The 15,130-nt window shown below is 65.8% G+C and carries 7 protein-coding genes; 3 read left to right on the top strand and 4 right to left on the bottom strand.

Going from position 1 to position 15,130, the window contains the following annotated elements; all coding sequences use genetic code 11:
* Positions 1 to 61: 61 nt before the first annotated feature.
* The 3 genes from glyS to glyQ all read right to left on the bottom strand — a co-directional run bounded on the left by glyS (position 62) and on the right by glyQ (position 3,607).
* The gene (gene glyS, locus QQK16_RS07130; protein WP_284195734.1) at positions 62 to 2,146 is read right to left on the bottom strand and encodes a glycine--tRNA ligase subunit beta; all 2,085 of its coding nucleotides are present in this window, start codon (positions 2,144 to 2,146) and stop codon (positions 62 to 64) included.
* Between the two features lie 72 nt (positions 2,147 to 2,218).
* Positions 2,219 to 2,707 carry a hypothetical protein gene (locus tag QQK16_RS07125; RefSeq protein ID WP_284195733.1) on the bottom strand — a complete coding sequence of 163 codons (489 nt, stop codon included), beginning with the start codon at positions 2,705 to 2,707 and terminating at the stop codon, positions 2,219 to 2,221.
* 9 nt (positions 2,708 to 2,716) lie between these two features.
* A complete protein-coding gene (glyQ, locus tag QQK16_RS07120) occupies positions 2,717 to 3,607 on the bottom strand; it encodes a glycine--tRNA ligase subunit alpha (RefSeq protein ID WP_284195732.1) in 891 nt (296 codons plus the stop codon).
* Positions 3,608 to 3,781: 174 nt separating this feature from the next.
* Here glyQ and recC point away from each other — a divergent pair, with 174 nt between their 5' ends.
* The 3 genes from recC to recD are packed head-to-tail and all read left to right on the top strand — an operon-like array spanning position 3,782 to position 12,191.
* Positions 3,782 to 6,925, top strand: coding sequence for an exodeoxyribonuclease V subunit gamma (recC, locus tag QQK16_RS07115; protein ID WP_284195731.1), 3,144 nt, complete (start codon positions 3,782 to 3,784; stop codon positions 6,923 to 6,925).
* Positions 6,922 to 10,425 (top strand): exodeoxyribonuclease V subunit beta, encoded by a 3,504-nt coding sequence (recB, locus tag QQK16_RS07110; protein WP_284195730.1) that lies wholly within the window; start codon positions 6,922 to 6,924, stop codon positions 10,423 to 10,425. Before recC ends, recB begins: the two co-directional genes overlap by 4 nt.
* Complete coding sequence (recD, locus tag QQK16_RS07105) at positions 10,422 to 12,191, top strand: exodeoxyribonuclease V subunit alpha (RefSeq protein WP_284195729.1); 1,770 nt, start codon at positions 10,422 to 10,424, stop codon at positions 12,189 to 12,191. The genes recB and recD overlap by 4 nt, the downstream gene beginning before the upstream one ends.
* Here the strand turns inward: recD and QQK16_RS07100 are convergent.
* Complete coding sequence (locus QQK16_RS07100) at positions 12,188 to 15,100, bottom strand: EAL domain-containing protein (RefSeq protein WP_284195728.1); 2,913 nt, start codon at positions 15,098 to 15,100, stop codon at positions 12,188 to 12,190. The genes recD and QQK16_RS07100 overlap by 4 nt on opposite strands.
* Positions 15,101 to 15,130 lie beyond the last annotated feature (30 nt).

Raw genomic sequence — 15,130 nt, 5'->3', positions numbered from 1 at the left:
GCCAAAGTTGTTGGCCACGCCAGCGCGTTCGTAGTCGCGCAAGGTATCCGTCATACTGCCTTTACTCCGCCAGCAGGGAGATATCAGCCACCTGGTTCATCAGGCTGCTCAGTGCCGCCAGCAGCGCCAGCCGGTTGTGCCGTACCGCCAGGTCCTCGGCCATGACCATCACGCTGTCGAAGAAGGCATCCACCGGGGCACGCAGGCCCGCCAGCTGCTTCAGCGCGGCCGTGTAGTCGTGCGCAGCCAGGGCGGCAGCCACCGGCGCCTGCAAGGCCACCAAGGCGCCGTGCAGATCGCGTTCGGCCGCATCGGTCAGCAGCTCGGCCGCAATGGCCGGCAGCGCCTGGCCTTCGCTCAGGTTCTTCTTGAGTATGTTGCGTATGCGCTTGTTGGCTGCTGCCAGGGCTGCTGCCTCAGGCAATGCCTTGAACTCGGCCACGGCCGCCAGGCGCAGGGCCAGCTCGTCAAACCGGCTGGGCTTGTCGGCCAGCACGGCCTCGATATCTGCCGCCGGGAAATCCGCCGCCAGCAGGTTCTTCAGGCGCTCCAGCATAAAGCCGAACACACCTTCTACCGTATCGGCCGCCACCACCCCAGCCGGGAAGGCTGCAGCGGTCTGTGCCAGCAATTGCTTCAGGTCCAGCGGCAGCTTGGCTTCCACCAGCATGCGCAGCACGCCCAGCGCCGCACGGCGCAGGGCAAACGGGTCTTTGTCACCAGTAGGAATCAGGCCTATGCCCCAGATACCCACGAGGGTTTCCAGCTTGTCGGCCAGCGACACCGCTTGTGCAATGGCGCCCTCGGGCAGGCTGTCTCCAGCAAAACGGGGGTGGTAATGGCCCTCGACGGCGGCGGCGACGGCAGCGTCCTCGCCATCAAGGCGGGCATAGTAGGTGCCCATGATGCCTTGCAGCTCGGGGAACTCGCCCACCATATCGGTCAGCAGGTCGGCCTTGGCCAAGTAGGCGGCACGCCCAGCCAGGGCCTGATCGGCGCCCAGCTCGCCGGCAATGGCGGCGGCCACGGCTTCCAGCCGCGCCACACGCTCCAGCTGGCTGCCTATCTTGTTGTGGTAGACCACCTCGGCCAGACGGGCCACCCGGCTGTCCAGGCGGTGCTTCTGATCCTGCTCGTAGAAGAACTTGGCATCCGACAGGCGCGCCCGCAGTACGCGGGCATTGCCGTTGACGATAAAGCGCGGGTCGGCGGTCTCCAGATTGGAGACGATCAGGTAGCGGTGCGTCAGCTTGCCGCTGGCGTCCAGCAGGGGAAAGTACTTCTGGTTCTGCTGCATGGTGAGGATCAGACACTCCTGCGGCACCTTGAGGAAATCCTCCTCAAAGCTGCCCTCCAGCACCACCGGCCACTCCACCAGTGCAGTCACCTCGTCGATCAGCGCGTCGCCTCCGGCAATCCGCGCACCGTGGGCGGCGGCCTTGCTGTTGAGCGCGGCCACAATGGCGGCACGGCGTTCGCTGAAACTGGCCACCACCCGCCCTTGCTGGCGCAAGGTGTCGGCATAGCTGTCGGCATTGGCTATCGTGACTGCCCCCTGCGACAGGAAGCGATGACCACCGGTGACGCGGTCGGCGGCAAAGCCCAGCACTTCGCCAGCCACCACCTGGTCGCCATGCAGCATCACCAGGCCATGCACCGGCCGGATGAACTGGCTCTCACGGCTACCCCAGCGCATCAGCTTGGGCGCGGGCAGCTTCTTCAGCGCATCAGCCACAATGGTCGAAAGATGGGCGGCCAGCGGCTCGCCCTGCTTCTCGGCACGGTAGATATACACATCCTGCTTGCCGTCTGAACCCTGCACCAACTGGCCGAGCTGATCGGCTGCCAGCCCCACCGAGCGGGCAAAGCCCAGCAGAGCCGGGCTGGGCTGACCATCCTTATAGCCGGCCGCCACGGCCGGGCCTTTTTTCTCCACCATGCGGTCAGGCTGCACGGCCAGCACGCCCGGCAGGCTCACGGCCAGCCTACGTGGGCTGGCGTATTCAACGGCCTGGGCGTCCGCCGCCACAAAGCCCAGCTTCTTCAGCTCAGAGGCGATGGTCTCGGCGAACGAAGCTGCCAGACGGGGCAGGGCCTTGGGTGGCAGTTCTTCGGTGAACAGTTCAATCAGCAGGGTTGAGCTCATGGCACTTCTATTCCAGCACGGGGTTGGGGTAGGTGGCGCTACTGCGCGGCACGCCTACCCGGATTGAATGGCTTATTCCTTGGCGCCCGCTTTTTTCTCGCGGGCGATCTTGCAGACCTGCAGCAGGAAATCCTGCATATAGGCCGCCTTGGTGACCGGATCGAACTCCCACTGGAAGCCCGCCAGGTCTTTGCGGCTGACCTCGTCGTCGTCCTTGTCGCGGTATTCCACGGCTATCCCGGCCATCTCCGACTTGGCGCAGTCCAGCGCAAAGCGGGTGTACTCGGTACGGAAGGTATCGCCTTCCTTGTTTTCCTGGTCTTTCTTGTAGGCCCGACGTACCCAGGCATAGACATACTCGTCCGAGCCAAAGCTGTCGTCATGGCCTATGGATTCCCAGGAAACCCTGATTTCGTGATCAGGCTGTTCGCCGTAGAGCCGCCAGTCGCCTTCCTTCTCGCCAGGCACCGGCACTGGCGGCTCGGCGTTCTCGGTATCCATATAGCTGCCGCCACATGCGGCAAGACCCAGGGTCAGTAGCAAGGCAGCAGCAGTCTTCATGGCGAGACCTCAGTCCTTTTTCAGCATGGGGAAGCCCAATGCTTCACGGGCATCGTAATAGGCCTGCGCCACACCGCGCGACAGGTTGCGGATACGGCCGATATAGGCAGCCCGCTCGGTCACCGAGATAGCGCCACGCGCATCCAGCAGGTTAAAGCTGTGGCCGGCCTTGAGTATCATTTCATAGGCTGGCAGGGGCAGGCTGGCTTCCAGGAGGCGCTTGGCTTCCTGTTCATAGTCATTGAACTGGCGGAACAGCAATTCCACATTGGAATGCTCGAACGCATACTGCGATTGCTCGACTTCGTTCTGGTAGAACACATTGCCGTAGGTCACTGGCGTGCCGTCAGGCAGATGAGTCCAGACCAGGTCGTAGACGTTCTCGATATCCTGCAGATACATGGCCAAGCGTTCCAGGCCATAGGTGATCTCACCGAGCACCGGCTTGCAATCGAGGCCGCCCACCTGCTGGAAATAGGTGAACTGGGTCACTTCCATGCCATTGAGCCAGACTTCCCAACCCAAGCCCCAGGCGCCCAGGGTGGGGTTCTCCCAGTCGTCTTCCACGAAGCGGATGTCGTGGACCGTGGGGTCCAGGCCCAGCTCACGCAGCGAACCCAGATAGAGATCCTGGATATTGTCGGGCGAAGGCTTGAGCACCACCTGGAACTGGTGATGCTGGAACAGGCGGTTGGGGTTCTCGCCGTAGCGGCCATCCTTGGGACGACGGCTAGGCTGCACATACGCCGCATTCCAGGGTTCCGGCCCCAGCGCGCGCAGGAAAGTGGCGGTATGGCTGGTGCCGGCACCCACTTCCGTGTCATAGGGTTGGAGCAGGGCGCAACCCTGGCTATTCCAGTAGTTCTGCAGGGTGAGGATGATTTGCTGGAAGGTCAGCATTGTGACGGGTGCCCGATAAAGTAGAACGATATAAACCCAGGATTCTACTTGAACTTGCGCGCTTGGCATCCCCGTTTGCATGCATGGCCGTCGCAAGCGCGACACAGCATGTGCCATGCGCGATGCCGTCCCCTGCAGGTATCATCGTGCCACCCAACGCTCGCAGCCGCCCACGTGCTCCATCTTTACCAATCCAACCGCCTGGAAACCCTGGCCACGCTGCTCTACGGCGTGCTGGCCATACCGCCTGCCCAGCCCTATGCCAAGGAGACGGTCATCGTGCAGGCACGCGGCATGGGGCGCTGGCTCAGCCTGCGTATCGCCGAGCGTTTCGGGGTGTGCGCCAATATGGATTTCCCACTGCCTGCCACCTTTCTGTGGCAGTTGGTCGAGACCGTACTGGGCCCGCAACCGCGCAGCGGCCCGTTCGGCAGCGACGCCCTGGCCTGGCGCCTGCACGCCCTGCTGCTGCAACCGCCGCCCGAGCTGGCCGGCTATCTCACCCCGCCAGACGACAGCCTGGCCGACCAGGCGCAGCACCAGGTGCTGTCGGAGCGCCGACGCTGGCGTCTGGCCAGCCGTATTGCCGATGTGTTCGATCAGTACCTGGTGTACCGCCCGGACTGGCTGGCCGCCTGGGAGGCCGGCCGCAGCCTGGGCCTGGGGCCGGACGAGCACTGGCAGGCCGCCCTCTGGTGCCGCCTGGCACGTGACCGCAGCAGCTCCCACCGGGCCGACCTGATGCAGGCCCTGGTGGCACGCCTCCAGGACCCGGCCCCCCTGCCATTGCCCGAGCGCATTGTGCTGTTCGGCAGCAGCAGCCTGCCGCCACTGTTCCTGCAGATACTCAAGGTATTGGGCCAACGTCTGGATGTCTGCCTGTTTGCGCTGAATCCCTGTGCCCAGCCCTGGGGCGACATCAGCGACCGGGAGCAGGCCCATGGGCCGGGCGAGCGTCTGCTTGCAGCCTGGGGGGCGCAGGGCAGGGTATTCTTCGACGACCTGGCCAGCGCCGATGAACTGACCAGCCTGCCCGATGAAGGCCCGCCTGCCAGTGGTCTGCTGGGCCAGTTGCAGCACGCTCTGCTGCTGCTCGATGCCGAACCGCTTGAAGCCCTGCCTGCAGTCGATCATAGCCTGGCCATCCACGCCTGCCACAGCCCGCTGCGGCAGGTGGAGACGCTCAAGGACGCCCTGCTCAGCCGCCTGGCTGCCGACCCGGGCCTGCAGCCGGCCGATATCGTGGTGCTATGCCCTGATATCGAGACCTATGCCCCCTATATCGATGCTGTCTTCGGCCAGGGCGAGCCGCACCTGCCCTATGCCGTGGCTGACCGTGGTGGCCTGGGCAGCTCCCCCCTGCTCGCCACTTGGCTGGAGCTGCTACGGGTACCCGATGGCGACTGGGAGGCCGACCGCCTGGCTGCCTTGCTGGAACTACCGGCACTGGCCCAGCAATTTGGCCTGGATGCAGACGACCTGCCCCTGCTGCAGGCCTGGATCGCCGAGGCCGGCATACGCCGTAACCAGACCGGCGATGCCTTCAGCTGGCAGGAGGGACTGGGGCGCCTGCTGCTCGGTGTGGCGCTGCCCGATGCCGGGGCCGCCGGCGGCCTGCCCTTGTTTGCCAGCTTGGTGCCGACGGCAGACCTGGACCTGCGCTTTGCCGACCGTGTAGCCGGCCTCAGCCGCTTCGCCCGGCAGCTGGCACACTGGCAAGCCGCCCTGGCCCGGCCCCGCAGCCTGCCGGAATGGTCGCAGTTGCTGAATGAATGGCTGGAGCGCTGGTTTGTGGATCTGGAAGGCGATCGCGCCGCCGTCGACACCCTGCGTAATGTGGTAGTGGAGCTGGGTGCCCTGGGTGAGCGCAGCGGCATGCTGCAGCCGGTGGGCCGGGTCGCCGTGCTGCAATGGCTGGCCGGCAAGCTCAAGGATGGTTCGGGCGCTGGTGGCTTTCTGACCGGTGGCGTCACCTTCGCCCAGCTGATGCCCATGCGCAACCTGCCCTTCCGCATCGTGGCCGTGCTGGGCCTCGATGACGGCGCCTTCCCCCGCGACAGCCAGCCCGATGGTTTTGACCTGATCGCTCAGCATCCCCGCCGTGGTGATCGAGCCCGGGCACTGGACGAGCGCTGGCTGTTCCTGGAAACCCTGCTGGCTGCCCGTGACGGCCTGCAGCTTTACTACACCGGCCGCGATGCACGCAGCGATGTGGCCCTACCGCCCTCCACCGTCATTGCCGACCTGCTCGATGCCATCAGGGTAGGCTGGGGCGAGGAGGGCACAGACCCGGCCCAGGCCTATCTGCACCGGCACCCATTACAGCCGTTCTCGCCCCAGCGTTTCGGCCCGCAAGCGGCCCTGCCCACCTTCGACGGACGCTGGGCTAGCATCGCCCAGCAAGCCGGCCGGGGTCAGGCACAACCACCCTCGCTGGCTGACGCCTGCCTGCCGGCCGAGCCATTGCGGCTGCTGGAACTGGATGAGCTGATCCAGTTTGCCCGTGACAGCAGCGGCTGGTTTCTGCGCAGGCTGGGCGTCAGGCTGGACCGGGGCGAAGCCACCCTGGCCCACCGCGAACCCTTCGAGCTGGACAGGCCGGGCGAGCGTGCCCTGCTCCTACTGGGCGCCGCCCAGGCAGATTCGGCCGATACACTGACCGCGCTGGGGCAGGGCGCTGCGCTGCTGCCAGCCGGCCAGGCAGGCGACATCTGGGCCGAACAATCGGCCCGCCATTTTGCCCCCGCCGTGGCGCTGTGGCGGCAGGCCGGAAGTGGCGAAGTAGCCATCAATCTGGAGCTGGAAAAACTGCGCCTGCAAGGCCTGCTACGCGGCCTGGGGCCGGATGGCCTGGCCCTGCGGCAGCCCGGTAAGCTGCGCGAAGGCGACAGGCTGGCTGCCTGGCTGCAGCACCTGCTGCTCTGCGCCAGCCAACCTGCCGGCATTGCCTGCACCACCCGCCTGGTCGGGCTGGAGGAAGTCGCCCACTACCAAGCGGTGGCCGACAGCCGCAGCTTGCTGGCGGACTGGCTGGCAGCCTATCGCCTGGCCATGACGCGACCCATCCCTTTACTGCCTCGCAGCAGCCTGGCCTATGCCGAGGGCCTGAGCAGTGGCCGCGACCCGAGCCCGGCCAAGGCGCTGGATGCAGCCCGAAAGGCCTGGCTGGGCACCGACCGCTTTGCCGGCGAGGGCAGCTTTGCTGGCATGCGGGCGCTATGGCGGGGCCAGATGCCGCTGGACGATACGTTTGTTGTCCTGGCTGAGCAGTTGCTACTGCCCCTGCTACAGCATGAACAACGGACGGCGCTGACATGAGCTTCGACGCCCTGGCTACGCCACTGGATGGCCTCAACCTGATTGAGGCGAGTGCCGGCACCGGCAAGACCTGGACCATTGCCGCCCTGTATGCCCGGCTGGTGCTGGAACGGCAATTGCTGCCCGAACAGATTTTGGTGGTGACCTATACCAAGGCGGCCACCGCTGAACTGCGTGGCCGCATTCGTGCCCGCCTGGCAGAGTTGGCACTGGCGTTCGAAACCGGTGACAGCCCCGACCCCTTCTGTGCCGCCCTATTGGCCCAGACCGAGCCGGCCGAGCGCTACCCGGCCAGCTTGCGGCTACGGGCCGCCGTCTCCGGCTTTGACGTGGCCGCCGTCTTTACCATACACGGCTTCTGCCAGCGCGCCCTGGGCGAGCACGCGCTATTGGCCGGCCTGGAGCTGGAACGCGAGTTTGTGGCCGACGAAACAACGTTGTTGCAGGAAGCCGCCGATGCTGCCTGGAAGAACGAAACTGCCGGGGCCAGCAGCAGCTGGCTGAACTGGCTGATCGCCAACGGCCAGTCGCCCGATGTATGGCTGGCCGGACTGCGCGGCTATCTGGGCCATACCGACCTGCGGGTGGCTGTCCCTGAGCTGGCCGGCCTGGCCGAGTTGGAACAGCGCTTCGTCGCCGCGCATACCGCCTTGAGCCAGCGCTGGGCACAGGAGGGCGCCGCTGCCGAGGCTTGGTTGCTGGCACGCTCCGATGCGGGCCAGTTCAAGGGCACCCACCGGCGAGACTGGTTGCTGGGCTCGCTGGCGCTGTGGCGGCAATGGCTGGACAACCCCGCCCTGCCTGCCATTACCGAGGATGAGAAATCACCGGGGCAGGCCGAAAGCCGGGTACGCCGGCTATTTGCGCGCGAGTTGCAAGCCGCCCTCAAGGCACCTGCCGAGCTGCCCGCTGTATTCGAGCTGTTCGAGCCCTGGGCCACGGCGGCGCTGCCACTGGCCCAAGCCTATGATGCCCGCCTGCGCTGCACCCTGGGCAGGCTGGTGGCCGAACTGGTGGAACGTGTCCACGCCCGCAAGGCCGCCCTGGGCATCATGAGTTTCCACGATCTGCTGGTCGAACTGGATGCCGCGCTGGCCCAGGATCACGAAGCGCTGCTGGGCCGTGCCCTGCGGCAGCGCTACCACGCCGCCCTGATAGACGAATTCCAGGATACCGACCCACTGCAGTTCCGCATTTTCGACCGCCTGTTCGGTAGCGGCGATGCGCCGGCCTTCCTGGTGGGCGACCCCAAGCAGGCCATCTATGCCTTCCGGGGTGCCGAGTTGCACGCCTACCTGGCCGCCCGCCAGCGGGTAGCGCCGGACAGGCGCTACAGCCTGGGCACCAACCGCCGCAGCACACCTGCCTTGGTCGCTGCGCTGTCGCAGCTGTTTGGCCGCAGCGAAGCGCCTTTCCTGCTGCCCGAACTGGGCTACCCCGAGGTAGATGCGCTGGACGACAAGCCCACCCTGCTGCTGGACGGCCAGGTGCATGCGGCCCTGGCCTGGGACTGGCTGGGCGACGACAGCCTGGGCAAGGCGGATGCCCGCAACCAGGCCGTAGCCCTGACTGCCGACCGCATCGCCACCCTGCTGACCCCAGGCCGCGCCAGCCTGGGTGGGCAAGCACTGGGCGGCGGCGATATTGCCGTGCTGGCCAGCAAGCACGATGAACTGCAAGCCATGCAAGCCGCACTGGAGGCACGCGGCATTGCCAGTGTGCGTATCAGCCGGCAGCGGGTATTCGAGACCGAAGAAGCCCAGGACCTGCTGCAGGTACTGAATGCCCTGGTCAACCCCAGTGATCGCCAGGTCAGGTCTGCCATGGTGACGATGAGTACCGGGCTGGACGCCGAAGGCCTGTATGCACGCCTGCACAACGAGGCACGCTGGGAAGCCACCCTGGCCGATTTCCGCCGCTGGCAGCAACTGCTGCACAGCCGCGGCGCCATGGCCGCCCTGACCGCCTGGCTGATAGAAAGCGGCGCCGCCGAGCGCATCGCCGGCTGGCATGATGGCGAGCGGCGGCTGACCAATCTGCTGCACCTGTTTGAACTGGTGGAACTGGCCCGGCGGGAGCGGCCCGGCCTGGCCCCCTTGCTGGCCTGGTACCGCAGCAATCTGGCCGAAGCCAGCGGCGAGGACGACGAACAACTGATGCGGCTGGAGAGCGACGCCAGCCGCGTACGCCTGGTCACCATCCACGCGGCCAAAGGCCTGGAATACCCTGTCGTGTTCTGCCCCTTTCTGTGGGATGGCCAACTGTTCAAGCAGCACGAGCGCTGGGCCTTGTGTTACGAGGACGACAGCAATGTCCTGGACCTGGGCTCGCCCCAGTTCGACCAGCGCCGTCAGCGCGCGCGGGAAGAGCGGCTGGCCGAGAAGCTGCGCCTGCTCTACGTGGCGCTGACCCGTCCTCGCAGCGCCTGCATCATCGCCTGGGGCCAGGTGAAGGAGCAGGCCAGCAGTGCCCTGGCCTGGCTGCTCGCCGGTGGGCAAGAGCAGACCCGCGACGCCACTGCCCTGCACGCCGAGATCGACACCCTGATCGCCAGCTCCCGCCCCGGCGCCATGGCCTGGCTGCCCCAGGCCCAGCCTGCCAACAGGCACGCCGACACCTCGCTGCCGGCGACACCACCGCAGGTAGCGAGGCTGCAGCGCTTGCTGCAGTGGCAATGGCGCATGAGCAGTTTCTCGGGCCTGACAGCAGGCCTGCACGATGAAGCCCCCGACCATGATGCCGCCGTGGCGCCGCCGGAACCGGCCATGGCCGATGAGCTCGGTCCCTACGACAGTTTTCCGGCGGGGCCGCGTGCGGGTGTCTGCCTGCATGCGCTGTTCGAGCTATGGGACTACGGCCGGCACGATAGGCCGGCGCTGGAAGCATTGGCCCAGCGCCAGTTGCAGGCCCATGGCTTTGACCCGCAGTGGGCCGGGATGGCGGCCGATCTGGTCGAGGCCACCCTGCATGCGCCGCTGACGCCGGCCGCGACCTGTCTGGCCCAGGTGCCAGCCAGCCAGCGGCTGGTGGAGATGGAGTTCACCTATACCCTGCAACCGTTTGCCTGGCCCCAGCTGATCGCCATCCTGGCCGACCCCGCGCACGGTCTGCCCCCGTGCTTTGCCGAGGCCGCCCAGCGCCTGCATGCCGAGGTCGGCCAGGGCTACCTGAAAGGCTTCATCGATCTGGTCTGCCAGCTTGATGGCCGCCACTATGTGTTGGATTGGAAATCCAACCGCCTGATGGGCTACGACAGCGCCAGGCTGCAGGCCGCGATGGCCGATGAGCACTACTATCTGCAGGCCCTGATCTACTGCCTGGCGCTGCATCGCTACCTGGGCTGGCGCCAGCCCGGCTACGACTATGAGCGCGACTTTGGCGGCGCCCTTTACCTGTTCCTGCGCGGCATCACCCCGGCGGGGCGGGGGGTCTGGCACTATCGCCCGCCGCTGGCCCTGATCACCGCGCTGGAAGCCCTGTTCTGTGGAGTGCCGGCATGAATATCGCCACCCTGCCGCCGTTCGCCGCCGAACTGAAGGCCTGGCTGGAGCAGCGCTTTCCTGCCGCCGCACAAGCGGCCTTGCAGGCCGCGGCCCTGGTCGCCAGCCGCGCGGAGGAAGGGCATGTCTGCCTCAATTTGAGCGACATGGCAGGTCAGCATTGGCAGGGCATTATGCTGCCCGAACTGCAAACTTGGCGTGTGGCGCTGCTACAGAGCGGTTTTGTCGCCCTGACGGAAGGCTACGCCCCATTGATACTGGATGGCGACCGACTCTACCTAGGGCGGCTGTGGGCGGACGAACTGACGGTGGCCGCCGAACTGGCACAGCGCGCCAGCGCCACCGAGCTGACGCCCAAGCAGGCGCGTACCGTACTGGACCCCTTGTTTGCCGGCACGGCCGGTGACGACGGCCAGAGACTGGCGGCAGCCACCGCCCTGCTCAATCGTATCGCGGTGATCTCGGGTGGGCCGGGCACCGGCAAGACCACCACCGTAGCCAAAGTGCTGGCTGCGCTGGTGCAACTGGAGCCCGCCGCACGCATCGTGCTGGCCGCCCCCACCGGCCGAGCGGCCGCCCGCATGGTGGAAGCCCTCAAGCAGGCGCGCGACCGCTTGCCCATAGACATGATTACCCGCGCCGCCCTGCCGGAAGAGGCCCAGACCCTGCACCGGCTGCTGGGTTTCCGGCCCGATGGTGCACAACCGCGCTACGGCCCCGGCCAACCGCTGGGACTGGATATCCTGGTGGTGGACGAAGCCTCGATGATCGATCTGGCGCTGTTCGCCCGCCTGCTGGCAGCACTACCCCGGCATGCGCGGCTGATACTGCTGGGCGACCGCGATCAACTGGCATCGGTGGAAGCTGGCAGTGCCTTTGCCGAGCTGGTGCGGCAGGCAGGACGCACACCGGATGGCAGCCGCCGCCTGGCGGCAGCCACGGGAGCCCGTCTATCCCCCGGCAGGCCCGGCTCGGCCCTGGCCGATGGCATTGCCCTGCTCCATGTCAGCCATCGCTTTGGCAGCGATAGTGGCATCGGTGCCCTGGCACGCTGCGCTAATGCCGGTGACAGCCAGGGTGCATTGCAGTTGCTGCGCGCCCCCCCGCCTGACCTGGCCTGGCAGCCGGGCCTGTGCCGCGACTGGCAGGGTCTGCTGCTGGCGCAGCTGCAAACCCGGCTGGCGGACTACCGCGAGGCGGTAGCGGCCCGCGACATTGATGCGGCCTACCACCATTTCCACCGCCTGCGGCTACTCTGTGCCTTGCGCGAAGGCCCGGTGGGGCTGGAAGCCATCAACCGCCTGCTGGAAACCCGGTTGCTGCATCAGGATCCCCGCCGCCAACCCTGGTATGCCGGCCGTCCCGTCATCGTACGGGTCAACGATAGCGTGCTGGGCCTGGCCAATGGCGATGTGGGCCTGGTACTGGAGAGTGAACAGGGCTTGCGGGTGTACTTCCCGCAGGAGGCCGGCTGGCGCGGCTACGCACCCACCCGCCTGCCCCGGCACGAAACCGCCTTTGCCCTGACCGTACACCAGTCACAAGGCTCGGAGTTTGATGAGGTCTGGCTGCTGCTGCCCGATGAGGACGCTGCCGTGCTGAGCCGTAGCCTGATCTACACGGCCTTGACCCGTGCCCGACACAAGGTGGCGGTATGGGGCTCGGCCTCGACCTTGGCGGGCGCGCTGCAGCGCAGCGTCCAGCGGGATAGTGGCTTGGCGGACAGATTGAGGGTGCCGGCTGACAGCATCCCGAGCGAAGACTAGGGCCGGTTCGGCCTGGCGGCCAGCCACAAGGCCAGGTCAACCGGTGCCAGCGGGCGAGCAAAATGGTAGCCCTGCGCCACGTCGCAACCTTCCGACTGCAGGAAGGCCAGTTGCTCGGCAGTTTCCACCCCCTCCGCCACCACCGTCATTCGCAAACTCTGACCTATGCGTACCACCGCGCTGGCCAGGGCACGGTCTTCTGCATCCTCGCTCAGATCGCGCACAAAGCTCTGGTCCAGCTTGAGCTCGCCCACCGGGTAGCGCTTGAGGTAGCCCAGGCTGGAGTAACCTGTCCCGAAGTCATCCACCGCCAGCGCCACACCCATGGCATCAAGCTTGTTCAGTGCAGCCAGGGTATGTTCATCCCGCACCATCATCAGGCTTTCGGTGATCTCCAGCGTCAGTTGCGCCGGCGCCAGGCAGTGGCGGGCAAGGGTCTGCGCCACCAAGTTCGGGATATCATCGTGGCGGAACTGCCGGGCGGACAGGTTGACCGAGATGCGGGGCGGCGCGATACCTATGCGTACCCACTCGGCCATCTGCCGGCAGGCCTCGTCCAACACCCAGCTACCCACCGCATCGATCAGCCCGCTCTCCTCAGCGATGGGAATGAACCGGGCTGGCGACACCATGCCCCATTGAGGGTGCCGCCAACGCACCAGCGCTTCCAGACCATAGACGCTGCCATCTGCGATATGCACCTGGGGCTGGTAGTGAAGCAACAGCTCCTGCCGGCTTAGCGCCAGCCGCAGGGCGGCCTCCACCTCCAGCCGCTCGGCGGCATCCTTGTCCATGGCAGGCTGGTAGAAACAGAAAGCATTGCGGCCCAGCTCCTTGGCCCGATACATGGCGGCATCGGCGTGCTTGAGCAGATTGTCGTAGTCGGTGCCGTCATCGGGGAACAGGGCGATGCCCACACTGGCCGAGCCATTCAGGGTCAGTCCGTCGAACTCCACCTTCTCGGCCGCGGCCGCAATCAGCTTCTCGGCCACGCTGGCTGCACCCAGGGCGTCGCAGTCGTTGAGCAGCAAGACAAATTCATCGCCACCCTGGCGGCAGACGGTATCCGACTCCCGCACTACCTGCTCCAACCTCGTCGCCATGGTCTTTAGCAGGCGATCGCCCGCCGCATGGCCCAGTGAGTCATTGATGGTCTTGAAACGGTCGAGGTCGACGAACAACACAGCCAGCGGACTGTTGTCACGTATCGCATGGGCCAGCGCCAGCTCCACCCGATCGGCAAACAGCGACCGGTTGGGCAGGCCGGTCAGCGGGTCGTAGAAAGCCAGGCTGTGTACCCTCGCCTCGGCCTCGCGGTGTTCGATGGCAATGCCGATCAAATGGGTACATGCATCGACCACCCGGCGATGGAACTCACTTGGGCGGCGCCGCTCGCGGTAGTAGATGGCAAAGGTGCCCAGCACCCGGCCATCGCTGCCATGTATAGGGGTAGACCAGCAGGCGGCAATACCGTGTTCGCTTGCCAGTTGAGCATGGCTCTGCCAAAGAGGATCGTGGGCCACATCCTCGACCTCCACCACCCGGTTGAAATACGCCGCCGAGCCACAGGAGCCCACTCTGGGACCAATGCTGATGCCTTCAATGGCCGCCATGAAAGTCGGTGCGAGGCTGGGTGATGCGCCATGGCGCAACTGATTGCCATCCAGTATCAGGATGGAGCATCGGGTATCCGGCAGCAGGTTCTCCACCCCCCGCGCAGTAGCCTCCATGACATGGCCTAGTGCATGGCCTGCAGCAAGGCTCTCCAGCACCTCGTGCTGCAGGCTGAGCAGTCCCTCGGCCCGAACCTGTTCCTGAATATTGCGGGCATAAGCGATGATGAATTCGTCGCCATCCAGGGCCATGTGGGTGGCATGCACCTCGATAGGTGTGAATTTGCCGTCGGCGCCTGCAATTTCCAAGCGGAAGCTGAGCGCTCCCGCCGCCTTGATCTGGTTCCAGCGCTCCTGCCACTGTGCCTCCTCCAACTGCGGCGCATACCGCCACACCGGCTGGCCCACCACCTGCGCCAGGGTGCCTTGCAGCATGCGGCAGGCGTAGGCATTGGCGTCGCGTATGCAACCATCGGTCGCCACCCACACTGCTGCAATATGCGCATGCTCGAAGGTATGGCGGGTCAAACGCATACGCCGCTCTGCCTCTGTTTGTCGGCCTATGTCGTGAATGATGGAATACAGCAGCTCGCGCCCCCCCACCGAGATGGGGTTGGAATGGACTTCCACATCGCGTACTTCGCCGCTCTTGAGGCGATGGCGGAACAGAAAGTAGCTGCGCTGCTCGCTGCGAGCCAGCTTGATTTCGGCGGCGATGGCTTCGGGGGGCAGGGTGTTGATCTGGCTGATATTGAGGCGGGCAAACTCGTCTGACGTGTAGCCATAGTATTCGCGGGCGGCAGCATTGGCTGCCACGATGGCACCGCTGTCCGGCTCCAGCATCAGTTTGACCGCATGGCTACGCTCAAACACTTCGCGGTAGGCACGTTCACTCTCGCTCAGCGCCTGCTCGGCGGCCTTGCGCCAGCTGATATCACTCACAAAGGCAAAACAGCCGGCGTAGCTGCCATCGGCATTCAGTAATGGGGCGGTGGACAGATCGGCCCAGAAACGGCTGCCATCCAGCCGGCGAAACAGAAACTCATGCTTCTCGCTGATACCCTGCCGCCGCCGTGCCACATTGCCCTGGGCCAGTTCACGCTGGGCCTCATCCATGAAATCCCATAGCGGCCTGCCCAGCAGGCTATCCACCTCCCCGCCCAGCATGCCGGCCATGCGGGTATTCAGATAAACGGTCAGGCTATCGGCGTCGATAACCCACACGCCCTCCTCGGCCTCCTCGACCAGGCGGCGGAACAAATCAGCACCATAGCGGGTTTCGATGGGTGTACTCATCGGACCAATTTATGCAAAGGGGATTTATAT

It is taken from the genome of Chitinimonas prasina (assembly GCF_030160395.1).
Lineage (GTDB): Bacteria > Pseudomonadota > Gammaproteobacteria > Burkholderiales > Chitinimonadaceae > Chitinimonas > Chitinimonas prasina.
This window is presented reverse-complemented; position numbering and strand designations above follow the sequence as displayed.

Coding starts and splice junctions, on each gene's coding strand:
- glyS (WP_284195734.1), bottom strand. CDS start 2,146: ATGAGCTCAACCCTGCTGATTGAACTGTTCACCGAAGAACTGCCACCC.
- QQK16_RS07125 (WP_284195733.1), bottom strand. CDS start 2,707: ATGAAGACTGCTGCTGCCTTGCTACTGACCCTGGGTCTTGCCGCATGT.
- glyQ (WP_284195732.1), bottom strand. CDS start 3,607: ATGCTGACCTTCCAGCAAATCATCCTCACCCTGCAGAACTACTGGAAT.
- recB (WP_284195730.1), top strand. CDS start 6,922: ATGAGCTTCGACGCCCTGGCTACGCCACTGGATGGCCTCAACCTGATT.
- recD (WP_284195729.1), top strand. CDS start 10,422: ATGAATATCGCCACCCTGCCGCCGTTCGCCGCCGAACTGAAGGCCTGG.
- QQK16_RS07100 (WP_284195728.1), bottom strand. CDS start 15,100: ATGAGTACACCCATCGAAACCCGCTATGGTGCTGATTTGTTCCGCCGC.